The sequence below is a fragment of the Kibdelosporangium aridum genome (assembly GCF_900176515.1).
Classification (GTDB): Bacteria; Actinomycetota; Actinomycetes; order Mycobacteriales; family Pseudonocardiaceae; genus Kibdelosporangium; species Kibdelosporangium aridum.
In genome coordinates, this window is the sequence record NZ_FWXV01000003.1 from 507,766 (window position 1) to 531,519 (window position 23,754).

Annotated in this window: 20 protein-coding genes; 4 read left to right on the forward strand and 16 right to left on the reverse strand. The window is 64.8% G+C overall.

The genetic code is table 11. The annotated features are described in order from the left end of the window. Positions 1 to 8 precede the first annotated feature (8 nt). Positions 9 to 2,255, forward strand: coding sequence for an alpha-L-fucosidase (locus B9C43_RS21355; RefSeq protein ID WP_235038749.1), 2,247 nt, complete (start codon positions 9 to 11; stop codon positions 2,253 to 2,255). On the opposite strand, the gene B9C43_RS21360 is transcribed toward B9C43_RS21355, so the two are convergent. Together B9C43_RS21360 and B9C43_RS21365 are read right to left on the reverse strand one after the other, a co-directional pair. Then, the gene (locus tag B9C43_RS21360; protein WP_235038750.1) at positions 2,245 to 3,054 is read right to left on the reverse strand and encodes a class I SAM-dependent methyltransferase; all 810 of its coding nucleotides are present in this window, start codon (positions 3,052 to 3,054) and stop codon (positions 2,245 to 2,247) included. The two genes, B9C43_RS21355 and B9C43_RS21360, sit on opposite strands and share 11 nt — an antisense overlap. Positions 3,055 to 3,059: 5 nt before the next feature. Continuing rightward, a complete protein-coding gene (locus tag B9C43_RS21365; protein ID WP_033381340.1) occupies positions 3,060 to 3,629 on the reverse strand; it encodes a TetR/AcrR family transcriptional regulator in 570 nt (189 codons plus the stop codon). A 79-nt stretch (positions 3,630 to 3,708) separates the two neighbouring features. Here B9C43_RS21365 and B9C43_RS21370 point away from each other — a divergent pair, with 79 nt between their 5' ends. Together B9C43_RS21370 and B9C43_RS57580 are read left to right on the forward strand one after the other, a co-directional pair. Then, complete coding sequence (locus B9C43_RS21370) at positions 3,709 to 4,590, forward strand: AurF N-oxygenase family protein (protein ID WP_033381341.1); 882 nt, start codon at positions 3,709 to 3,711, stop codon at positions 4,588 to 4,590. Then, positions 4,587 to 5,225, forward strand: a complete 639-nt coding sequence (locus B9C43_RS57580; RefSeq protein WP_200825630.1) for a DUF4873 domain-containing protein — start codon at positions 4,587 to 4,589, stop codon at positions 5,223 to 5,225. The genes B9C43_RS21370 and B9C43_RS57580 overlap by 4 nt, the downstream gene beginning before the upstream one ends. Here B9C43_RS57580 and B9C43_RS21380 read toward each other — a convergent pair. The 4 genes from B9C43_RS21380 to B9C43_RS21395 form a co-directional block, all read right to left on the reverse strand. After that, positions 5,216 to 6,007 carry a hypothetical protein gene (locus B9C43_RS21380; protein ID WP_143446492.1) on the reverse strand — a complete coding sequence of 264 codons (792 nt, stop codon included), beginning with the start codon at positions 6,005 to 6,007 and terminating at the stop codon, positions 5,216 to 5,218. The genes B9C43_RS57580 and B9C43_RS21380 overlap by 10 nt on opposite strands. 399 nt (positions 6,008 to 6,406) lie before the next feature. Further along, positions 6,407 to 7,372, reverse strand: coding sequence for an adenosine deaminase (gene add / locus B9C43_RS21385; RefSeq protein WP_200825631.1), 966 nt, complete (start codon positions 7,370 to 7,372; stop codon positions 6,407 to 6,409). A gap of 9 nt (positions 7,373 to 7,381) precedes the next feature. Next, on the reverse strand, positions 7,382 to 8,737 hold the full coding sequence (locus B9C43_RS21390) for a galactose-binding domain-containing protein (protein WP_084428649.1): 1,356 nt from the start codon (positions 8,735 to 8,737) through the stop codon (positions 7,382 to 7,384). Positions 8,738 to 8,987: 250 nt separating this feature from the next. Then, positions 8,988 to 10,238 carry a response regulator transcription factor gene (locus tag B9C43_RS21395; RefSeq protein WP_084428650.1) on the reverse strand — a complete coding sequence of 417 codons (1,251 nt, stop codon included), beginning with the start codon at positions 10,236 to 10,238 and terminating at the stop codon, positions 8,988 to 8,990. Positions 10,239 to 10,443: 205 nt separating this feature from the next. Here B9C43_RS21395 and B9C43_RS21400 point away from each other — a divergent pair, with 205 nt between their 5' ends. Continuing rightward, a complete protein-coding gene (locus tag B9C43_RS21400) occupies positions 10,444 to 11,445 on the forward strand; it encodes a phosphatidylinositol-specific phospholipase C domain-containing protein (RefSeq protein ID WP_084428651.1) in 1,002 nt (333 codons plus the stop codon). 429 nt (positions 11,446 to 11,874) lie between these two features. Here the strand turns inward: B9C43_RS21400 and B9C43_RS21405 are convergent, their stop codons facing one another. From B9C43_RS21405 to B9C43_RS21450, 10 genes are all read right to left on the reverse strand, one after another. Further along, on the reverse strand, positions 11,875 to 13,293 hold the full coding sequence (locus tag B9C43_RS21405; protein ID WP_033381349.1) for a GH1 family beta-glucosidase: 1,419 nt from the start codon (positions 13,291 to 13,293) through the stop codon (positions 11,875 to 11,877). 21 nt (positions 13,294 to 13,314) lie between these two features. Further along, complete coding sequence (locus B9C43_RS21410; protein ID WP_033381350.1) at positions 13,315 to 14,310, reverse strand: ABC transporter ATP-binding protein; 996 nt, start codon at positions 14,308 to 14,310, stop codon at positions 13,315 to 13,317. Continuing rightward, positions 14,307 to 15,299 (reverse strand): ABC transporter permease, encoded by a 993-nt coding sequence (locus B9C43_RS21415; protein WP_033381351.1) that lies wholly within the window; start codon positions 15,297 to 15,299, stop codon positions 14,307 to 14,309. The genes B9C43_RS21410 and B9C43_RS21415 overlap by 4 nt, the downstream gene beginning before the upstream one ends. Before the next feature lie 3 nt (positions 15,300 to 15,302). Continuing rightward, on the reverse strand, positions 15,303 to 16,283 hold the full coding sequence (locus B9C43_RS21420; protein WP_084428652.1) for an ABC transporter permease: 981 nt from the start codon (positions 16,281 to 16,283) through the stop codon (positions 15,303 to 15,305). After that, a complete protein-coding gene (locus B9C43_RS21425) occupies positions 16,280 to 17,317 on the reverse strand; it encodes an ABC transporter ATP-binding protein (protein ID WP_235038751.1) in 1,038 nt (345 codons plus the stop codon). The genes B9C43_RS21420 and B9C43_RS21425 overlap by 4 nt, the downstream gene beginning before the upstream one ends. An 11-nt stretch (positions 17,318 to 17,328) precedes the next feature. Next, complete coding sequence (locus tag B9C43_RS21430; protein ID WP_033381353.1) at positions 17,329 to 19,002, reverse strand: ABC transporter substrate-binding protein; 1,674 nt, start codon at positions 19,000 to 19,002, stop codon at positions 17,329 to 17,331. A 245-nt stretch (positions 19,003 to 19,247) separates the two neighbouring features. After that, a complete protein-coding gene (locus B9C43_RS21435) occupies positions 19,248 to 20,081 on the reverse strand; it encodes a carbohydrate ABC transporter permease (RefSeq protein ID WP_084428654.1) in 834 nt (277 codons plus the stop codon). Continuing rightward, the gene (locus tag B9C43_RS21440) at positions 20,078 to 20,932 is read right to left on the reverse strand and encodes a carbohydrate ABC transporter permease (protein WP_084428655.1); all 855 of its coding nucleotides are present in this window, start codon (positions 20,930 to 20,932) and stop codon (positions 20,078 to 20,080) included. Before B9C43_RS21440 ends, B9C43_RS21435 begins: the two co-directional genes overlap by 4 nt. A gap of 10 nt (positions 20,933 to 20,942) precedes the next feature. Then, positions 20,943 to 22,235 carry an ABC transporter substrate-binding protein gene (locus B9C43_RS21445; RefSeq protein WP_033381356.1) on the reverse strand — a complete coding sequence of 431 codons (1,293 nt, stop codon included), beginning with the start codon at positions 22,233 to 22,235 and terminating at the stop codon, positions 20,943 to 20,945. A gap of 104 nt (positions 22,236 to 22,339) precedes the next feature. Beyond that, entirely contained in the window at positions 22,340 to 23,728 is a 1,389-nt protein-coding gene (locus B9C43_RS21450; RefSeq protein ID WP_084428656.1) for an aldehyde dehydrogenase family protein, read from the reverse strand. Positions 23,729 to 23,754: the final 26 nt, after the last annotated feature.

Below are 23,754 nucleotides of genomic sequence, written 5' to 3' on the forward strand. Positions count from 1 at the left end.
TGGCCCTGTTGACCCTAGCCGCCCTGCTCGCGAGCACGACAAACGCCGTCGCCCAGGAACCGAGCATCCCTGCCCCGGTCACGGTCCCGCTGGACCAGTACTTCGACAACGACGGGATCGACTCGGCGTCAGCCCGGGACGGCAACTTCGACGGTTCGGGCTACACCTTCCCCGCCGAGGGCCTGCCCAGCGGCCAGATCCAAGTCGACGGCGTGCCCTACGCGTTCCCCAGCGCCGCACCCAACACCAAGAACAACGTCATCGCATTGGGCCAGCGCGTCAACATCCCCCGCGGCCGCTACCACGCGGCGCACTTCCTCGTCGCGGGCAGCTACGGCATGGCCTCCGGTACAGCGACCGTGCATTACGCCGACGGCGGCACAACAACCGCATCCATCGGCGGACCGGACTGGTACAGCACGAACGGCCCGATCTCCGCGCCGTTCCGTTACAGCCCAAGCGGCACTGACCAGCACCAAGTGTCCATCTCCACGGCGCAGATCTGGCTGGACGCCAGCCGCGAAGCCGTCGCCCTCACCCTGCCGACCACCAAACCACCGCAGCCCAACCAGGCGAGCCTGCACATCTTCGCGATGACCGCGCAGCCCGCGGCCAAAGGCAAAGCATTGGCGCTACGGCAAAGCCGCTCAACGACAAAGCTGATAAACGGCGAGCAGTCCGTCGAGACGACTGTCACCAACCTCGGCGACGAATGGATCACCGAACGGGACGCGGTGCAGGTCACCGTTGACGTGTTCGGCGCCAGAACCGTCAGGCCTGCACAGATCCGCAGGCTCGCACCCGGTGACGAAGCGCGCGTGCGGATCGGCATTGTGCGCACAGGCGCACCAGTGGACACGATTGTGAACGGAAAGGTTGTCGCGCAAGGACGGCGTCTCAAGGCCGAGCAACCGGTCCGGTTCACGCTCGGCGTCAAGGACTACCAAGCCACCGACGCCTCGCTGGTCACGCACGAGTCGCCGTATTGGTTCGACGACGCCAAGTTCGGCATCTTCATCCACTGGGGCATCTACTCCGTGCCCGCGTGGTCGCCTCCCGGCGAGCAATACGCCGAGTGGTACTGGCGGTGGATGGAGGACAAGAACAACGCTGTCCACGCGTACCACGAGAAGACCTACGGCAAGGACTTCAAGTACGACGACTTCATCCCGCAGTTCACCGCGAACAAGTACGACCCCAAGGCTTGGGCACAACTGTTCCAAGAGGCCGGTGCCAAGTACTACGTACTGACTTCCAAGCACCACGAGGGTTTCGCGCTGTACGACTCCAAAGTGTCCGGTCGTGACTCGGTCGACCTCGGCCCGAAACGGGACCTGGTCAAGGAGTTGTTCGACGCGTCCCGCAAGTACACCCCGGAGATGCGCAACGGGCTCTACTTCTCCATGCCCGAGTGGTACAACCCGGACGGTCCGTGGATGGGCCACGGACCGAAGAACCCTTACACCGGAGCGGATGAGCCCTACACCGGCTATCAGTCCGGCAGGGACTTCGTCCACGACTACCAGGCGCCCCAGATGCGTGAGATCGTCCACCAGTACGACCCGGACGTGATCTGGTGCGACATCGGTGGTGCGAACGACAGCCGGACCGTGCTCGCGGACTACTTCAACCGCGCCAAGAACCGGCCGAACCCGAAGGACGTCACAGTCGATGACCGCTGCGGAATTCCAACCCACGACTACACAACGCCGGAGTACACCACCTATCCGGACACTGTGGTCAAGAAGTGGGAGGCCAGCCGCGGCCTCGACCCGCGTTCCTACGGCTACAACAAGGCCACGCCGGACAGCATGTACATGACCGCCGACGAGGTTGTGGACACGCTTGTCGACGTGACCAGCAAGAACGGCAACTTCCTCCTTGACATCGGCCCACGCGCGGACGGCTCGATCCCGGAGATCATGCAGACCCGGCTGCGGGAGACCGGCGCGTGGCTGAAGACCAACGGCGAGTCGATCTACGGCACGACGTACTGGTCGCGAATGGCCGCGCAAGGCCAGTTGCGGTTCACCGTCAAGCAGAACGAGGCCTTCTACATCACGTCCCTCGACAAGCCGGGCAACCAGGTCGTCGTGGACGCGCCCGTGCCGGTCAGGGACGGCGACAGGCTCACCTTGCTCGGCTACAACGGCCCGCTGAAGTGGAGCAAGCAGAACGGAAAGCTGGTGATCGACGTGCCGCCGACCGCGCAGGCAGCCGGACAGCACGCCTGGGTGTTCAAGTTCAGCCAGTAGCCTCGATCAGCCAGGAAGCGGAGTCGTACTCGATTCCCTTCTCGGTCTGATGCAGGGCCATGTCGGCGCGAAGAGCAGCGAGCACGGACTCTCGCTGCTCTTCGTCGACCAACTTCTGGAACTGGCTCGCGATGAACTCGGCCGCGTCCTCAGGGTCGCGGCCGAAGTACATCGTCCTGGTCAGCCCGGTGATCCGGACGTCGTCGAAGCCCGCCTTGCCCAGCAGGACCTTGACCCGGTCCGGGTCGCTCAGCGAGAACGCGTGCACCCCGTCCGGCGGCGGCTTCGGCAGGTCACGACCGGCCGCCAGAATCGCCCGGAACGTCGTGAGCCACACGTTGTCGTCCATTGGTTGCCAGGCGAGCAGGACCAGCCTGCCGCCCGGCTTGAGCGCACGCCGGATGTTGGTGAACGCCGCGACCGGGTCCTCGAAGAACATCGACCCGTTGCGGCTGATCGCTACGTCGAATTCGGCATCAGCGAAGGGATGCACCTGAGCATCTGCTTGTTCGAAGCGGACATTCGCGATCCCGTCGGACCGGTGTCGTGCCAACGCGATCATCTGCCCGGAAAGGTCGACCCCCAGAACTTGCTTGGCGCTCGCGGCCGCCGTCCGGGTCGTTGTGCCGCTGCCGCATCCGATGTCGAGCACGCTGTCGGCCGGCTGGATGGCAGCCGCGTCGAAGAAGGCCCCCATGTAGTTCGCGATGCCCTCGTCGAGCCGGTCGGCGCGCTCCACCCAGAAATCGCCCTCGCCGCCGTTCCATGACTTCCACTGTTCGACGTTGGTTTCGCCCATGGGCGTCATCGTGGCAGGCCGATGTCCAGCAGGTCCTCCAAATAACGGCGCAGGGCGGCCGAGTCGTCGATCCGGATCGTGCCGGGCGTGGTGATCAGCGAGAGGATCAGCCGGCAGCACCACTCGACGATCACAGTGGGGTCGACCGCCGGGAACTCGCCGTCGGCGATGGCCTGTTTGACGTGCGGCGTGAACAGGGCGAGACCGGTCTGGATGACCTGCTCGGAGTTCACCGTGAACCATGGCAGGACCGCCAACGGTGTCTCGCGCAGCACCTTCTGCAGCAAGGCGTGGTTCCTGGCGTACTCGACGACGATGATGATCGTGTCGACGAACCGCTGCCGGAGCGTCCCCGGCTGGGTCACGATCGGCTCGGCGCTGGCGTGCATCCGGGCGATGTCCCGCTCGATCAGTGCCATCACGATGGCGTCCTGGTCGCCGACGTACTTGTAGACAGTCGGCCGGGAGACGCCCGCTCGTTCGGCGATCGCGGCGTGGATCCGGGCGCCGGGCGGGCACTCGAGAAAGCAGGCCACAGCGGCATCAAGGATCTGGTCCTTCAGCGACTCCGCCATAACCCCAGCTTATCGAGCCTGTTGACCGGGCGCACCCATCGGGTTTACGTTTGATGAGCAGACGTAAAAGGGGTGCGCGATGAGGGACACCGAGCAGGACGCTCAGCGGTTGCTCAACGGGTCGGTCCGGCGCTCGTACGACTCCGCCGTGGACATCGACTGGGACGCCCCATTAGAGGACGGCAAGTACTTCCTGCCGCCGAACCTGTCCGCGCTCTACGACACTCCACTGTGGCATCGGATGACGCCGGAGCAGCGGATCGAGCTGTCCCGCCAGGAACTGGCGAACCTGCTGTCCGTCGGGCACTGGTTTGAGAACGTGCTCAACCAGGCGCTGCTGCGGATGATCTTCGACGCCGATCCCGCCTCGCGGCACACGCACTACGCGTTGACCGAGATCGGCGACGAATGCCGCCACATGCTGATGTTCGGCAGGTTGATCGAGAAGATCGGCGCACGGTACTACCGCCAGCCGCGAGCCCAGCTGGCGATCACCAGCTCGCTCCCGCGCAGGCTGCGTGGTCTGCACCTCTGGGTCGGTGCGCTGATCGGTGAAGAGATCTTCGACACCTGGCAACGCAAGATCATGGACGACCCGGGCATGCAGCCGGTCGTTCGGCGGATGATGCGCATCCATGTCGTGGAAGAGGCACGGCACATCCAGTGGGCGCGCGAGGGCGTGGCGCGCCGGATGCGGTACGCGTCCTGGTGGGAGAAGGAAACCATCGGCCGGATGGTCGGGTTCGGCGGCCAGTTCTTCAGCGACCAGTTGGTACACCGCCGGATCTACGCGCGCGCGGGTCTCAACGCCGACGAGGCATACCGGCAGGCCGTGGCCAACCCGCACTACCGGCAGGTCAAGCAGGAGGGCTTCGACAAGCTCCGCCGCTTCTTCGACGAGCAGGGCATCTTCCGCGGCAAGGCCAGGGAACGCTGGCGCCAGGCGGGTTTCATCGCATGAAGGTCGCGCTGATCGACGTGCCCGACCGGATGATCCGCATGCTTCCCGGTTTCGCGGTGGTGTTGCTCGACGAGGCCGTCGGCTACGAGTTCGACCCGCGGTGTGACATGTGGACGGTCACTGCGCCGAATGGCCGAACCACAACGGCACGGGTCATCGTGACGAGCTTCCCGGTGCCCGGTCCGAACGCGTTTGTGTTCGAGCACAACAACTATCGGTACATCGCGCGCTGCCTGCGGATGATGGGTCTGCAGGACGCCAGACGCATCGAGGTCCGGCCGGAAGCACGGATCTCGTACCGCCGTAAGCCCGACCCGCACAACTACATCTTCACGCCCTACGAGAGCGACCTCGACGAGACGCACCGAGGCCCGGCCGTCCTGACCGTCGACGGCACGCAGATCGACGTCAAGGTGCACCTGATGGGGCACCTCCAGCCGATTGACGGCAGCTATCGCTGGTACGGCCGGATCTTCGCGGATCCCGACGTCACCTCGGCGCACAAGAGCGGCCGGAATGACGTCACTGTCCGGATCCCGGGCGGGCAGGACCGCGCTGGGCGGCTCACCGAAGTCGACCCTTGGGGCAACATCCGGATCACCGGAAGCGGCCGTCCGCCCTTCCCCTATCCCTGACCAAGCGCTTGCACGAGCTTCTCGGCGATCGCTGGATCGGTGTCGCCGATCATCAGGTCGAGCATCGCGTCGTCGCGCAGCCGGACGGTCACCGAGGAGTCGGTGATCTTCGCGGGCCGCCGGGCGACCCGGTCGGTGAACGCCGACGATCCCACGCTGTCGACCACGACCAGGGCCAACGTCGTGCCGTCCGGCTTGCGGAGCGTGCACGTGCCGTTCTCGATCGCCTTGACCACGTCGAAGCCCAGCGTGTTCTCAGCGACCGTGCACAGTTGAAGGACCTGCACCGGCCTCGGCAGATCGATGAACTGCCCGGCGTTCAGGGGCGTCGACGCGAAGGCGATGGTGCCGTCATCGTCCACATCGGGCAGATCGTCGGTCTGCCTTGCCAGCACCGGAACGAGCTCTTCGAGCAGGCCTCGGACCGTCGACTCCAGGTTGGCGGCCGCCTGCGCGCGCAGGATCGGCGTCCGCTTGCTGGCTGAGCGGTAGCCATCGGTCTCGGCGATGCTGACGTCGATGACGACCTTGTTGTTCACATTGACCTGAGCGGGCCTGCCGCCGACCTGCTGGGCCGGCGCGAACTTGTCCCACACGGCCTGCAGGGTCAGGTCGATCGTGGTCTTGCGTTCGTCGGAGATACGGCACGTTCCCTTGACACGCTCGCGGAAAACCATGTTGGAGTTCAGCACGTCGCGCAACCGCTCATCCGGCAAAGCGTTGCACAGCACCTGGGATGCCGTGTCCGAATGGACGTAGCTGAGCGCTTCCCCGCTCGACATCGGCACAGCTCGCGCGTGGTCCGCCGGCGGTGGCGGCGGTGGCGCTTGCTCCTGCGCCGCGGTACTGCATCCAGCAACCAACAACGCGCACACAATCAGAACGCGAACCATGGTCCCCTATTTCCGGCCAGCGCTTGTACGACAAGACCTCGGTCGCCTACCGAGTGTCGGTGAACAGCATCTGGTTTCGGGACAGTACACCCAGCGGAATCAGCCGATCACCGGGGTTCATGATCTACCGCAGCCCGCACGAACGTGCACAACACAGGTCTCACAACGGTTTCCGCTGATCAACTAGCGCCTTACCGGATAGCGGAGTTCCGGTGAACGACAACCGCCGGGCCTCTTTCAGCACAACAGACCATGAGCCGACGCTTCATGAATCCCCCAAGGACGGCGTCAGGGGATTCGGGCACACCACGCTTCGACGCCTGCGAGCGTTTTCTGCTTGATGTCGTCCGGAGCAGCCGAAACCGTGATGGAATGCTTGGCGATCGCAGCGAGTTCCTCGCCGGACAGGCCGATCATCTCCCGGGCGATCGAGTACTGATCGGTGACGTTCGCACCGAACAACAGCGGGTCATCGGATGCGAGGGCCACCGGGACGCCTGCGTCGAGCACCTCACGGATCGGCAGCGACGCATAGGACGCTACGCCAAGTGGCGGATAGGACGTCGGGCAAACCTCAAGGGCCACTTGATGTTCGGCCAAATGGCCTAGCGTGTCAGGGTCGCGCATCGCGGTGATGCCGTGTCCGATTCGGTTGGCGCGCAAAGCGTCGACACATGCCCGGACGTGCCAAGCGTCTTCGTAGAAACCGCCATGTGGCACCGACATCAGGCCGGCGTCCGTGGCGATCCGGCACGCTTCCACGAAATCGTCGATCCGGCCGCGGCGTTCGTCATTGGACAGACCGAAGCCGACCACTTTGGTATACCGGGTCGCCAGCCGGGCCAGCATGGTCGCGTGGTCGCCGGGTTTGGCCCAGCTGGACGCGATGATCAGGCCGCAGGGTTTGCCTTCCATCGCGTCCAGCGCAACCTCGACCACGGGGTCGTATCCGCCGAGCAGCGGTGCGTACGAGGTGGGATCCAGCTGGATCTCCACCCACGTACACCCGTCGGCGAGGTTGTCCTCGATCGACTCGGTGATGATGCGGTGGATGACTTCGGCGCTCCGGACCACGGCACGCCTCGCGTCATACCGTTCCTGGAACGCTTCCCACAGCTGTGCCTCCCCCATCGGCAATGGCGGAGGCACAGTCAACCCGTGGACCGCGGCCAGCTCTTCGAGCGTGGCCTGCCGCATCCCACCAGTCAGGTGCAGGTGCAGGTTCGCCTTCGGCAGTTCCCGGAGATCATCCACCTCACCACACTAGGCGCATGCTCCGAACACTTCCATTTCCCACAACGAGAAGCCGTACGGTGTCGCGCGGGATATCCCGTTCATCCGGACGTATCTGGCCGAGCCCGAGACGTTCAGGTCCTCGACCCCGCCGGAGCCGAAGGACTGGGTGAACGCGTCTGTCCACGTTGAACCGTTTGTGGACAGTTGGATGGCGTACGCCCTGCCGTAGGCGACCTCCCAGTTCAACCGGACCCGAGTGATCTGCTGGGTGCTGCCGAGGTCGATCTGCAGCCAGTTGGGTTCGTTGTGCGCCGAGGACCACCTGGTGCCGGTGTTCCCGTCGACCGCGAACGCCGCAGCCTGGTTCGGGCTCTCGATGCTGGACGCCGTCACCGGCCGGTTCCGGGAGATCAGCGGACCGCAGGTGGGCGGTGGGGTCGGCGGCGGCCCAGCACCCCGCGTGTACACCGCGACGTAGTCGACGAGCATCGGCCGTCCGGGAACCGTGGCACCAGTGGGAGTCGCTCCACCGGCCAGCGCGTTCGGGAAAGCGCCGCCCATCGCCACGTTGAGCAGGATGAAGTACCCGGCGTGGCTGGTCATGTTGTTCCATGTACCCGCGTCCATCTGGTTCTGGCTGACCTGGTGGAACTGCTGGCCGTCGACGTACCACCGCAGCTGGTTCGGGCTGATCGACCGATCCCACTCGAAGCGGTACGTGTGGAACGCGGACTGGCACGACGCGCCAGGGCAAGCCCGGCTCGCCCCGATGCCCGTGGTCTCGTTGCACGGACCACCCGGGCTCACTCCACAGTGGAGCACGCCCCATACGGCGTTGATACCGTTGACGTTCTCCATGACGTCGTACTCGCCGATGGACGGCCAGTTCCAGTAATTGCCGCGGTACGGCGCGCCAAGGGCCCAGAACGCGGGCCAATAACCCAGCGCGGCTTGACCGGTGACGTTCGGCATCTGGATCCGGCCTTCGATCCGCAGCACACCGCCTGCCGGTGCTTTGAAGTCGGCACGGCGTGTCTCGATGCGCGCCGACGTCCAGTTCCCGGCGCCGTCACGCAGCGGGGTGATGCGCAGGTTTCCCGCGCCGTCGTGCGCGAGGTTCGAGGTGTTGCGGGTGTAGTTCTGGATCTCTCCGGTGCCCCAGTTCGCCGGACCGCCGGGGTAGGAGTGACCAGTGTCGATGATCCAGTCGTTCTCGTTCGGCAGGGTGTTCGCGCCGCCGGTGAAGTCGTCGGCCCACACCTGCGTCCACCCCGCGGGCGGCGGGGGCAGGGCGGCTTGTGCGGCGTCGAAGTGGATCAATAAGGAGCCGATCAGGGCGCCGGTCAGCGCGACCGCCCTGACCTTCCGACCATGTCTCGCCATGACTACCTTCCCTCGAGACGTCGTTGACCCTTGGGATTCGCGGGCGCAGGGGATGCCCGGTGAGAGCGCTCTCATCGCATTCTGGGCCCAGCGGTGAAGGTGTGTCAAGAGAGCACACCAATAGCGGGCCTCAGCGAGTGGGCACCGAAGCCCTTAGTGGGTTACGACTAGTCCTAAGACATTCTTGTCATTTCAATGGACCGGGATACGTGCCGATTCGACGGCAAAGTGCCGCGTATTTCAGCCCGGATCACTCCTCAAGCAGGCCGAGTTCATGCGCGACCACCAATGCGGCCGCCTTGCGGTGCACCCGTAACTTCCGGAACAGGTTGCCCTGCAGGTTCTCGACAGTGCGTACGGATATACCAAGCAATCGCGCGGTTTGTTTGGTGGTGTGCCCCTGGGCGATCGCGGACAGGATCTCCTGTTCACGCGGGGTGAGAGCGAGCTGCCATCGGCGCCATTCCCCGCCAGGCGGCCCCAGCACCGCACGCGAGTACGCGGAACTGATCAGCACGTACCCGGCGTTCGCGGCCTCGACGGCCGGCACCAGCAAACGGTCCATTAAGGACGAAGGCAGGACCGTCACACCACTGGCAACGGCCTGCGCCATCAGGTGTTGCTTGGGTTCTTCGCTGGTGACGGCAACGACACCACGGCCTGGCTGTGCGCTCCAGCTCGTCGGCTGCGGATCGATCAACACCGTGACGGCCGAGTCGTCCTTGGTGTCGCCTTCCGCGCGTTGCTTGGGCACGGCCTGCGTGTCGACCACGATGATGTGGTGTTTGTCGAACACTTCCCTTGCCCGATCGGCGACCGGGCCGTCGCTCTTGGCCAGTACGACCCGCAGGCCAGGTCTTCGTTCCTGCGCTAGACCGTCCAGCCTCGCCGGTTGCGCCTGCGACAACAGGCCGAGACGGACTGCGCTGGCCGCGGCGTGCGCCTGGTTGTGGACGCCGAGTTTGGCGAAGATGCGCTGCTTGTGGTTCTCCACGGTATGCGGGCTGATCCCCAGTTCCAGTCCGATTTGCCGAGGTGGATAACCCGCGCAGACGAGGTAGAGGACTTCCAGTTCCCGCTGGGTAAGCGCGTCCCCGCCGCCGCGCTTCGCCCGTGCGGTCTCAATTGCCGAGGACGGCGCCCTGATCGCCGCCAGCAACGCCTCAAGGCCACCGGAGTACGGCACCAAAGCACTCACTCCGGCTTCATAGGCCCGAATCACCTGCCCGGTCGTCAAAGATTGATGCAGGCCAATCATTCGCATCGGCCTGCCGGGCGGCAACAGCAGCGAAACCAGCCGATCGTTGCTCCATCTGGGCGCGTCCGCCTCGAACAGCGCGATGCTTGGCCTGCGCAGGTCGCAGAGCTGGATGAGTTCCGGCCCCGACGCTGCGGTGCCGAACATCGCGATATCCGGCTCGCGCGCCAGGTGCGCTGCGAGCATTTCGCGGAACAACCGGTTGTGATGCTGCAGGACAACACTGAGAACGGTTTCCACCATGGCCCGACCCCCGGTCCGTTTCCCGCATCATGGCACAACCAAGGGTTTACGAACAGATCGGAACATTCCCACCAATTGCTTGCGCCGAACGTGGGGAATGCGGGACAACTATCCTGTTTGATCTTGACTGGACGTGGCCGGTTCCGTTGTATATCGGTTGGTTCAAGGTTGTAAATCGTTGTTCCCCTTAGCCTTGGGAGACCCGATGAAGCGCTTGGCCCTGACGTTGGCCGCCGCCTTAGCGATCACCACGCCGATGACCGCACACGCAGCCGATGCCTCAATCGCGGGCATAACGGGCGTGGGAGTGCACAACGCATACGAACAAGGCACTTTCCCATGGATGATCGACGCACTGGAGTCCGGTGCGTCGATGCTCGAACTGGACGTCTGGCAGAACTTCCTTGGCAGCAGGCGCTATCAAGTGAGCCACGAACCATGGGCACCGGCCAACAACTGTTCCTCCGCGACGACCTTCAGCGCATTACGCACAGGCTCACGCAACCAAAGCATGGAAGCATGCCTGCGGAACATCAAGTTATGGCACGACCAGAACCCGAACCACCCACCACTGATCATCAAACTGGAAGCGAAGAACGGCTACGACGGCCGAGGCGGGTTCGGCGCTGCTCAGCTTGACGCACTGATCGCTTCGTCGCTGGGTGCGGGAAACGTGTTGAAGCCCGCTGACGTCAAGGGAAGTCACGCGACGCTGGACGCGGCGGTGAAGGCAGGGGCTTGGCCGAGCCGGGAGGGGTCGCGCGGGAAGTTCTTGTTCACCTTGATCACAGGCGCGTTCGAAGTCGGCAATCCCTTTGACAACTACGACACGCACCACGAATACGCGGACTACCTCACGGGCCTCGGCAGCAACTTGGGGTCGGCGATGATGTTCCCGACGATCAATGGTGCGTCGGCCACGGATCCTCGCGTCGGGGACAACGGTGGCACGAGGGCGCAGTGGTACGTGACGTTTGATGGGGATGCGAACGGGTGGTTCGCGGGGGACACCAGCTTCTACACCAGCAACAACTACTTGGTGACGATGGCGAGTGTCCACAATGTCGCTCCGGCCATCGATGGACGGAACCCGACCGTCCAGCAGGGACAGGACAAGGTCCGCCAGGTGGCAGCCAAGGGCGCCACGGTGGCATCGAGCGACTGGAACAACCCTGCGATTGTGAGCTTCACGGTTCCCCGGGGCTGACACGGCACTGGTGTCAAAAGGTGGTTGGGGCGACGCAAGGCCAACCAAGAAGGCTGAGGAAGGTGACCACAGAGCGGCACAAGATCAGCCAAGAAGCCAGAAGAAGGTGACCACAGAGCGACGCCGGTCGGCCGAAGAACCCTGAAGAAGGTGACCACGGAGCGGCGCGATTTTGTGTGGGGTGGCGCCGCAAATAAGCTTGTCGGCGGGGCAGGGCCGCAGGTCCTGCCCGCTTTCCCTGCCTTTTGCGGCGCAGGGGCCCCACACCAAATCGCGCCGCCCCAACCACCTGGCAAATCACAGGGAAGCATGCAAGGTCGCGACAGCAACCACTTGACGATCACGGGCAGAATGCAAGATCGCCGCAGCAAAGCCCGAAACACCGAAGGCCGCCTCCCCCACGGGAAGGCGGCCTCCAACAAAGCAAACTCAGTGCCCGCGGACCCGCTTGATCGTGTCCCGGTACCACAGTGCACTTTGCTTCGGTGTGCGGACTTGGGTTTCGTAGTCCACGCGAACAATCCCGAATCGCTTCTCGTAGCCGTAGGACCACTCGAAGTTGTCCATCAACGACCAGGCGAAGTACCCGCGCACGTCGGCCCCCGCCTGACGTGCACGCGCGACCGCGCCGATGTGGGTGTTGAAGTAGTCGACCCGGTCGAAGTCCCTGACGAAGCCCGCGGCGTCCGGCTCGTCGTCGAATGCCGCGCCGTTCTCGGTGATCACCATCGGCAGGCCCGGGTAGTCCTTGGACAGCCGGACCAGCAGCTTGGTGAACTCGTCCGGCACGATCTCCCAGCCCATCGCGGTCACCGGGTGACCTTGCGGGATGGAACGCTCGACGGGGTTGCCGTCCGCGTCGCGATCCTTGCCGTTCTCGTCGAGGCCCGAGAAGACGTGTCCACTGTAGAAGTTCACACCGAGCACGTCGATCGGTGCCGAGATCACGCTGAGGTCGCCTGGCCGGACCGGGATCCGGATACCACGCGCCGCGAGGTCTTCGACCACGTCAGCCGGGTAACGACCGTGCACCAACGGATCCATGTAGATCCGGACGCCAAGGCCGTCGGCGCGGCGGGCCGCGGCGATGTCCAGCTCCGAGTCCGTCGCGGGCTCCGAGGTACCCATGTTCAGTGTGATGCCCAGTTCGATCGGACGAGGCGCGGCGGCCCGCATCCGTTGCGTGGCAAGGCCATGACCGAGCAGGAGGTGGTGCACCGCCGAGATCGCCGCGGGCATGTCCTGACGGCCAGGTGCCTGGCGGCCGTTGCCGTAGCCGAGCATTGCCGAGCACCACGGCTCGTTCAGCGTCGTCCACGTCTGTACGCGGTCCTTCAGCTGGTCGAACACCAGCATCGCGTAGTCGGCGAACCGGTATGCGGTGTCCCGCACCGGCCAGCCGCCTTCGTCCTCCAGCTCCTGCGGCAGGTCCCAGTGGTACAGGGTGACCCACGGATCGATGCCCTTGCCCAGCAGTTCGTCCACCAGCCGGTCATAGAACGCCAAGCCCGCGTGGTTCACCGGGCCACGACCGCCCGGCTGCACGCGCGGCCACGCCACCGAGAACCGGTACGTGTCGACGCCGAGTGAACGGATCAGCTCGACGTCCTCCGGCATCCGGTGGTAGTGGTCGCAGGCGACGTCACCGTTGTCGCCGTCGTGCACCATTCCCGGAGTCCGGCAGTACGTGTCCCAGATGGAGGGTGTTCGCCCGTCCTCGTCATACGCTCCTTCGATCTGATACGCCGAAGTCGCGACACCCCAACGGAATGAGGACGGCAGCGTGTCGATCGGATCGGTGCTTTCCCTTGTTTCGGGGGTTCCGACGGTTGGCGCAGTTGTATCCATAGGTCTCCTAGTCAGAACCATTCAGTGGATGGGGTGCAGCCAGCAGGCCACCGTACGCTGCTGACCGGTATGTGTCTCGGGAATTCCCAGCACCGGCAGGTTCGTCGCGCACGGGTCGAAGGCCTTGGGACAGCGTGGATGGAACGCGCAGCCGGTTGGCATCGCGCGCAGATCCGGCGGAGAGCCGGGGATACCGGTCAGTTCCCTGCGCGGCCCACGCAGCGCGGGGAAGGAGTGCAGCAAACCGTCACTGTAAGGGTGCAGTGAGTCCCGGTAGATTTCCGCGGCCGGTGCCTCTTCGACGATCCGGCCGCCGTACATGATCGCGATCCGGTCGGAGAACTCGACCAGCAGCGACAGGTCGTGCGTGATGAACAGCACCGAGAAGCCGAGCCGCTCACGCAGCTCGATGATCTGGCCGAGGATCTGCCGCTGGATCACCACGTCCAGCGCCGTGGTCGGCTCGTCCATGATCACGACCCGTGGATCGAGCGCGAGCGCCATGCCGATCATCACGCGCTGGCGCATGCCACCGGACAGCTGGTGCGGGTACGCCTCCAGCCGGTCGGCGGAGATCCCCACCAGCGACAGCATCTCCTTGGCCCGGTCGAGCCGGGAGCGCGGGGTGGATTCCGGGTCGTGCGCCTTGATCACGTCGGTCATCTGGGTGGAGATCTTGTGCACCGGGTTGAGCGAGTTCATCGCGCCCTGGAACACGATCGCGGTCTCGGCCCAGCGGAACTTGCGCAGTTCAGCGTCGGTCATCCGCATGATGTCGGCGGTTTCGCCGTTCTCGGCGTGGTAGATGACCTCGCCGCCCGCGATCACCCCTGGCGGCGGCAACAACCTGGTCAGTCCATACGCGAGGGTCGACTTGCCGCTGCCGCTTTCGCCTGCCAGGCCGAGTACCTCACCCCTGTGCAAGGTGAGGTTCACATCCTTGACGGCCTGCACGGCCTCGTCGCCGAGTCCATAGTCGACATCGAGGTTCCTGACCTCGAGCACGGCGTCGCTCATATCGAGTCGTCCTTCCGCCCAAAGCCGAGCACCGGGGTGAACCCGACCCGCATCCGCACGCTGTGCCCGTCGACCGTCTTGACCTTGGACTTGCCGTTGCTGCGCAGGCGCGGGCTGACGAACTCGTCGATGCCGAAGTTCAGCAGCGACAACGCGGTGCCGAGCAGCGCGATCGCCAGACCGGCCGGTACGAACCACCACCACGCGCCCTGAGCGAGCGCTTGCTGGCCCTGCGCCCAGAACAGGATCGTGCCCCAGTTCCAGTTGTCACCACTGGTGTTCACACCGATGAACGCCAGTGTGATCTCGGAGGTGACGGCGAAGATCACCGTGCCGATGAAGTTCGACGCGATGACCGCGGTCAGGTTGGGCATGATCTCGAAGATGATGATCCGCCACGTCTTCTCACCGGTCGCCCTGGCGGCTTCGACGTAGTCCCTGCGCCGCAACGAGAGCGTTTGCGCTCTGAGCACGCGGGCGCCCCACGCCCACGACGTCAGCCCGATCACGAGCGCGATCGTGAGGTCGGTGGTCTCCGGCAGGATCGACGTGATGATGATGATCAACGGCAGTGCCGGGATCACCAGGAACACATTGGACAGTGCGGACAAGCTCTCCGCCCCGGCCCCGGAGAGATACCCCGACGTCACACCGATCAGCAACGACAGCACTGTCGCGATCGCGCCTGCGAGCAGCCCGACCAGGATCACGCTGCGAGTACCGGAGACCAGCTGGCTGAACACGTCCTGACCGAGGTGCGTCGTGCCGAGCCAGTGCGCGGCGGACGGCCCCTCGACCAACGCGTTCGACCGCGCGGACGGGTCGTAGGGCGCGATGAACGGCCCGATGATCGCCAGCACGACGAAGAAACCCATCATCCCGAGCCCGATCGCGGCCTTCGGGTTGGCGACGAACCGCAGCCTGCGCCGCTTGGCCTTGATCGGCGCGGCGGCGACCGGCGTCGCGTCCACAACAGACGGTGTGGCCATCGCTCAGCCCTCCCTTCGGGTACGCGGGTCCAACAGCATGTACGCCAGGTCCGCGACGAAGTTGGCCAGCAACACGGACAACGTGATGATCAGGAAGATGCCCTGCAGCAACGGGTAGTCCTTGGTGCCGACGCCCTGGAACAGCAGGAAGCCGAGCCCCGGGTAGGAGAACACGATCTCGACGAGCAGTGTCCCGCCGACGATGAAGCCGAGGGACAAGGCGAAGCCGGACACGTTGGGCAGCAACGCGTTACGTGCCGCGTAGCCGACCATCACCCGGCGTTCGGGCAGGCCCTTGGCGTGCGCCACCGTGACGTAGTCCTCGGACGCCACCGTGACCATCATGTTGCGCATGCTAAGGATCCAGCCGGCCATCGAAGAGATCAGGATGGTGAACGCGGGCAGCAGGCTGTGCTGGATCGCGCTGCCGATGAACTCCATGTCCCAGCCGGGCGTCAGCCCGGTGTCGTAACCGTTGCTGGCCGGGAAGAAGCTGTCCGGTCCGGTCAGCAGCGCGATGGCGATCAAGCCGAGCCAGAAGTACGGAATGGACGACAGGAACGTCGTCACCGGGATCAGCGCGTCGATCCATGATCCGCGCCGCCACCCGGCCAGCGTGCCGAGCCCGGTGCCGATCAGGAAGCCGATCACGGTGGTGATGCCGACGAGCAGCAGCGTCCACGGCAGCGCCTGGCCGATCACCTCGCCGACCTGGCTGGGGAAGAACGTGAACGACATCCCGAGGTCGCCGCGGAACAGCTGACCCCAGTACTTGAAGTACTGCGAGAGCAGGCTTTCGTTCTTGTCCAGTCCGAAAAGGATGTACAGCGACTGGATCGAGTCGCTGGTCATCTGGCCGCGGGCCTTGGTGATCAGCGACTGCACCGGGTCACCCGGCATGACCCGGGGGATGAAGAAGTTCAGCGTGATCGCGGCCCATGCGGTGAAAACGTAGAAGAAGACGCGTTTGAATAGATAACTCATCGCCTCTCCTCCGCGTACAGCCAGCACGCCGCGAAGTGTCCTTGACCGTCGCCGATGTCGAACCGCGGCGGCAGGTCGGTCTTGCAGCGGTCCATCACGTGCGGGCAGCGCGGGTGGAACCGGCAACCGGACGGCGGGTTGATCAGGCTGGGCGGCTCGCCCGTGCCCCGGTCCTTCTCGCTCACCGCGTGCGCGGCGATCTGGTCGGGATCCGGTGCCGAGTCGATCAACAGCTGCGTGTACGGGTGCGCGGGCCGCTGGGTGACGGTCTCGCTGTCGCCGCCTTCGACGATGCGCCCCGCGTACATCACGATCGTCTCGTCGGCGAAGTACCGCGCCGAAGCGATGTCGTGCGTGATGTACAGGATCGCCAGGTTCAGGCGCTCCTTCAGATCCCGCAGCAGGTTCAGCACGCCGAGCCGGATCGAGACGTCCAACATGGACACCGGCTCGTCGGCGAGCAGCGCCTCGGGATCCGCGCCGAGCGCACGGGCGATCGCCACGCGCTGGCGCTGTCCGCCGGACAGTTCGTGCGGGAACTTGTCGATGTAGCGCTCCGGCGGCGTCAGCTGCACCCTCGTCAGCAGATCCGCGAGCGCCTTCTCCAGGTCCTCTTTGGTCTTGCCCGCCCGGTTGTGGATCTTCAGCGCCCTGGTCAGGTGATACCGGACGGTGTGCACCGGGTTCAGCGACGCGAACGGGTCCTGGAAGATCATCTGGACCCGTTTGGAGTACGCCCGGAACTTCTTGCCGGACTTCACTGAGACCGACTCGCCGTGCAGCTTGATGTCGCCGGAGGTCCGGCCGTACAGCTGGGCGAGGAGCCTGGCCACAGTGGACTTGCCCGAGCCGGACTCGCCGACGAGCGCCGTCACCCGGCCACGCCGCAACGTCAACGTGACGTCGTCGACCGCCCGGACCACCCTGGCCACTCTGGAAAGCACCTCCCGGCCGCGCTTGCGGACCGGGAAGTGCTTGGTCAGGCCATCGGCCTCCAGAACCACCTCGGTGGTCTCGGAGGCCGACGCCTTCATACCGCTCGCCGTCATGAGGCCGTAGCTGGCTTGAGGCTCATGATGATGTCCAGCGCGTTCTCCTGCGTCGGCTGCGCGGGAGCGTAGTTGTTCTGCTCGTCCGGCCAGCCGACCCAGTTCTTCGTGCTGTACTGGCCGCCCACGTTGCCCTCGGAGGTGATGATCATCGGCATCTCGTCGACGAAGATCTTCTGCAGCTCGTTCATCGCGGCAGTACGTGCGGCCTCATCGGTGGCGTTGGCGTACGTGTTGAGCGCCGCCGTGGCCGCCGCGTTCTCGAACCGGCCGTAGTTGCCGTTGATGCCACCAGTACCGATCGGCTTGTACAGCGCGCCGTCCATGATGGTCTGGTAGATGTCGTACGGCGTGTTGCCGTTGTTGGTCCACCGCATCGAACCGCCGAAGTCACCGGTGTCGATGGCCTTGCCCCAGGCATCCTGGTTGATCTTGTCAACCGTGCTCTCGATCCCGATGCCCTTGAGGTTGTCCTTGATGATCTCCAGGTTGGTCACGTAGTCCGACCAGCCGGACGGCACGATCGTGCGCAGCGTGACCGGCTTGCCGGTCGGGTCGAGCAGCGTCTCGCCCTGGTAGCTGAAACCGTTGCTGGTCAGCAGCGCCTTGGCACCGGCGACGTCGATCTTGTAGTTCTGGCCCTTGAACTCCGGCGCGATGAACGGCTCACCGGCCGGGGTCGGGATACCCGTGACGTTCTCGATCTTCGGGTAGAAGTACCCCGCCTCGCCCTGGGTGAAGATGTCGTCGCGGTTGACGACCATGCTGACCGCGCGTCGCAGGTACTTGTTGTCCCACGGGGCGACCTTCGTGTTGATCACCAGGCCGTGCACACCGAGCGCGGAGGGGAACCACAGCTTGTAGTTCTTCGGGTCCTTGCTGGTGTAGACCGCCTGCGGGTTCGGGATGAACACGTAGCTCCACTCGGCCTGGCCGGTGGCCAGCGCCGTGGTCTGCGCCTGGTTGTCGTTGTAGGAGGTGTAGCGGATCTCCTTGACCGCGGGCGCCTGCTGCCAGTAGTTGTCGCGAGCGACGACCGTGACGGTCTGCGGCGTGAAGGTCTTGAGCGTGTACGGGCCGCTGCCGATCGGGTTCTTCACCGTCTCGGTGGCCGGTGACGAGAACGTCGACCACTGGTGCTTGGGCACGATGAACTGCTCGTAGATCTTCTTCTGGTAGACGAACTGCGAGCCCTCGAAGCCCAGCGTGACCTTGTTGCCCTCGAAGCTGATGTCCTTGTACTTGACGCTGTCGATGTTCAGCCCGGGGTTGTCGCGCAGCAGTTGGAAGGTGTAGGCGACGTCCTCAGCGGTCAGCGGCTTGCCGTCGGACCACGTCACGTTGTCCCGGATCGTGAAGACGATCTTCTTGTAGTTGTCCGACCACTCCCATGAGCTGGCCAGCCACGGCTTGGTGACGTCGTTCGACCGGATCTCGTTGTACATCACGAGCGGCTCGTAGATGGCCCGCATGTATCCCGACTGGCGGGCAGCCGACGTGTTCACGAACGGGTTGTTGTTCTCCGTCTGCGGGCCGTTGGGCATGCCAACGTTCAGCACGGTCGTCGCGCTGGTGTTGCTGGCCCCGCTGTTGCTGCTGCTGCAGGCGGCGAGGCTGGCCATCGACAGGATGCCAGCGAGGGCTAAGGCGGCAGTGCGCTTGGCTCGCATGGATCCTCCTTCGTGGTCTTGGTTCGGTTGTGGAACTACTCTCGGGCACAGCTTTGGGACAACTCGCGAACTCACCCGGCATGCGGCGGTGCCGGGGTATCTCGACCCCTGCGTGTACGTGCATGGACACGCTCTCACGTTCGCCGGTCGCGATCCGGCCAATGGGTGGGAGTCAACCGCGTGGCTCGGGTCACGTCAATAACGGGCAGGTTACGAAATCACCCTAAATTTAAGGCGTAAAGTAATCATTGCTTCACCGAGCCGCTCACCAGATCGATCCGCCAGTACCGCTGCAAGGCCAGGAACAGGGCAATGACCGGCAAGACGGACAGCAGTGTCCCAGTGATGACCAACGAGTAAAGCGAAGCCTCTGCGGCGCCGTGCCGCAAGAGGCTGTACAGCCCAACTGTCACAGGGAACTGACTATCACTGGTCAGCATCACGAAGGGCAACAGGAAGTTGTTCCAGATGACGATGAACTGCAGCAGGAACACGGTGACCAGTCCGGGTGCCATCAGACGCAGGCCGATCGACGTGAACAGGCGAAACTCCCCGGCACCGTCCAGCCGCCCGGCCTCGAGCATGGACTCCGGAACGGACGCGGCCGCGTAGATCCGGCACAGGTAGATGCCGTACGGGTTGAACAACTGTGGCAACAACACGCCAATGAACGTGTCCGTCATGCCCACTTTGGACAGCAGCAGGTACTGCGGGATGGCCAGCACGATCTGCGGCAGCAACACGCCCGCGAGGATCGTGTTGAAGATGACCTTTCGCCCGAAGAACTCGTATTTGGCCAGCGCGTACCCCGCGGCGGCCGAGACCAGCGACGCGACGACGCCGCCGATCAGGGCGTACAGGAAGCTGTTGAGCATCCAGCGCCAGAAGATCCCGTCCTGATAGGCCGTCAGGTCCCGGATGTTGGTGACCAGTCCGCCGTTGAACGACGGCAGGTACGTCGACGTGGAGAACAGCTCCGCCGGGGACTTCGTCGCCGCGACGACGATCCACAGCGTCGGCGCGAGGGTGTAGACGGCGCCGAGCACCAGGCCGATCGTGGCGAGGTTGACCCTCCTCATCGGACACCTCGCTGCACGACCTTCGCGGCGACGAACGAAACGATCAGCGCGGCCACCGTGAACAACACCGATGTGGCCGCCGCGCTGTAGATGTCGGAGTCCACAAAGGCGTCCTTGTAGATCTTCATCATCGGTGTCCACTCCGACGAGATCGCATTGGACAGCGGCCGGAGGGTGAACGGCTCGTTGACCAGCTGCAGCGCGGCCAGCACGCTGAACAGCGTGCACATCGCGATCGCCGGGCGGACCAGCGGAACCTTGATCCGCAGCGCCATCTTCCATTCACCGCACCCGTCCAGCCGCGCGGCCTCGTATACCTCCGAGGGGATGGACCGCAACGCGGTGAAGACGACGATCATGTTGAACCCGGCCGCGCCCCACACCACCACGTTGGCCACGGAGAAGAAGACCGAAGTGGACCCGAAGAAGTCCGCACCGACCGGACTGGTCGCCGGCAGGTAGAGAAAGCCCCACAACAGCGTGGCGATCACACCAGGCACCGCGTAAGGCAGGAAGATGGCCAGCCGGGTGAACCTGGTCAGCCTGGTCCGCGGCACGTCGAGCAGCAGCGCGAAAAGCAAAGCGAGCCCGACGGTCAGCCCGACCGTGATGACGCCGACGAGCAGCATCCGCACCACGCTGCCGATCAGCTCCGGATCGGCGAGCACACCCTGATAGTTGTCCAGCCCGACGAAAACCACCCTGCTGCCCGCGGCCAGCAGCCCACCACTGACCTTGCGCGCCTGGAAGCTCAGCACGAGTGCGTAGATCCCAGGCGCGACAACGAACAGCAGGAACAAGACCACCGCGGGCAGCACGAGGAAGTAAGGCAGACCCTTGGTTTTCCTCATGCACCGCTTCCTAGTTCAGGGTGAACCCGAGTTTCTTCATATCAGCGACGGTCGCGTTCTGCATGGCGTCCAGCGCACCGGCAAAAGGACTGTCGGCCTGCATGGCCTTGCCGAACGAGTCGGTGTAGCTGGCGAACGTGACCGTCACGTTCGGACCCCACATCGGGAAGCTGCGGGCGTTCGGCGCGGACTGCTTGATCACCTCGTAGTAGTCCGTCTGGTTGGGCATGAACGGCGGCGGCTGCGTCAAGATCGGCAGTGACCTGCCCGAAGTGGACGCCGGGTACACGTTGATGTTCTTGATCTGAGCCGTCACGGCTTCGGCATTGGTGTTCAGCCACGACACGAACTTCGCGGCCTCGGCCGGCCGCTTGGAGTCTGTGGTCACCGTGATCGCCGAGCCACCCCAGATCCCAGTGGCCTTGTCCCCCGCCTGCCACGTCGGCAGCGGCGCGACGGCCCATTTGCCCTTGGTGTCCGGAGCGATCCCGGCGAACTGCGCGGGCGCCCAGGCACCGGAGATCCACGTGGCCAGCGTGCCGTCGTTCATCTGCTTGTTCCACTGCGGGGAAAACGACGGGCCTTTGTCGACGACACCGGCCTTGACCAGGTCCTCCCAGTACGCGGCGACCTTTTTGGACGCCTCGCCGTTGATGTCGACCTTCCAGTTCGTCCCGCTGGTCGACCACCAGTCAGCACCGTTCTGCTGGGCCAGTCCGGCGAACCAGCCGGGATCGGCGGCATCGAAGTTGGTGATGAACGTGTTCGGCGCCTTCTGCTTGAGAGTCTGCGCGGTCTGCTTGTACTCATCCCAGGTCTTCGGCACGGTCAAGCCGTACTGCTGGAACAGGTCGGTCCGGTAGAACAGCATGAGCGGCGCGACGTCCTGCGGGATGCCGTACACCTTGCCCTCGAACTTGGTCGCCTTGAGCGTCGGCTCGTCGAAGTCCTTGACGGTGTCCGATGTGTACTCGGTGATGTCCCGCACGACACCGCCGGACACCAGCGCGGGCAGCGACTGGTACTCGACCTTGGCGATGTCCGGGCCGTTGCCGGCCTGGTGCGCGGTGACCATCTTGTTGACCAGCTGGTCGCCACCGGCCGGGTTGGTCAGCGTGACCTGGATGTCCGGGTTCTGCGCGTTCCAGATCGCGACGACCTTGTCCATGTTGGGGTCCCAGCCCCAGAAGCTCAGCTCGGCCTTGCCGGTCGGAGCAGGCGCCGCGCCCTCGTCACCGCCGCACGCGGTGACGGCGAGTGCGGCAGCCAGCAGCACTGCGGCGAGTCTTCGTTGACTCCTCATGGTGTACTCCGCTCACATGTGTGTCAGTGGGGTTCCTCCGCCGCGACCCGGGACTCTACCCGGCGACGCCCGCGGTCCACCCCGGCAAGTTCAGCCCCGCAACTTCAGCCCCGCAGTTTCAGCGGAGTGCGCTGAACGCCGATCCATTGCCGCTTGGTGAAACCAGGCATCTGGTTCTCCGCGCCGTGGCGCGCGTGCGCGTCGTTGACGTGCACTTCGCCTGCCTGCAACTGCTCGGCGACACGCATCCCGCGGATCAGGTCAGCGCTGAACACCGAGTTCATCAACATGGGATAGCCGTTGACGAGGTCGATCGCCTCGTCCTCACTGTCCACAACGGTCACCGGGATCACCGGCCCGAAGATCTCCTCGTCGAAAGCGGGCATCCCCGGCCGGACATCGGCAAGGACGGTCGGCCGGTAGAACAGACCTTCATACGTCCCACCGCTGACCAACCGCGCGCCCATCGCGATCGACTTGCCGACGATGTCGTTGTGCACCCGATCGCGCTGCTTCTCGCTGATCAGCGGCCCTTGATCGACAGCGTCGAACGGATCTCCGACCTTCAGCGCCGCAACCCGTTTGGTCACGGCGTCGAGATACGCCTCTGCGACATCGCGGTGCACGATGTGCCTGCTCGCGCTGATGCACGTCTGCCCCTGGAACTCCAGCGAGGCGATCATCGCGCACGACGCCGCCAACTCGATGTCGGCGTCATCGAGGATGACGAAGGCATTGCTGCCGCCCAGTTCGAGGCGGATGTTGCGAAGGCTGCTCGCGGCGGCCTCGGCGATCCGGATGCCGATCTCGCGTGAGCCGGTGAAGTCCATCAGGTCAAGACCGGGATGCGTGGCAAGCGGCCAGCCTGCCTGCTCGCCGTCACCGGGCACGACATTGAAGACGCCGGGCGGGAAACCGGCTTCGTGTGCGGCCTCGGCAAGGACCTGGCCACCGATGACCGGTGTCAGTTCGGCCGGCTTGAGCACGATCGTGTTGCCGAACGCCAAACCCGGGCCCACCGCGCGCATCGCGAGGTTCATCGGGTAGTTCCAGGGCGTGATCAGGCCGATCACCCCGAGGGGCACCGCCCTGGACAGCGACAGCTTCCCTGCCTTGTACGGCGGGAGGATGTCGCCGGCGTTCTGGCCCACCTGCACGGCGGAGATGCGCAGCTGCTTGATCGACGTGCCGACCTCGTCCTCAGCCTTGGCTCGTACTCCCCCGGTTTCCCGCATGCTCTGCTCGACCAGCTCGTCGAAGCGCCCCTGCAGCACCTCGGCGAACTCGAACAGGAGGTTTGATCGTTCCGGGGCGCTGGTGGCGGCCCATGCCTGCTGGGCTTGCCTGGCGGCAAGCACGGCCCGGTCAATGTCCTCTTTGGTGGCTTTGGCGTAGGTGCCTAGCTGCTTGCCGGTGGCCTTCTCGTGGACTGGGCCCGTTTGTCCCGAGGCAGCCGGGGTGAACTGTCCGTCGATGTACAGCTGGGCTTCCATGCCGCCTCCGGGTCACGAGGACTTCT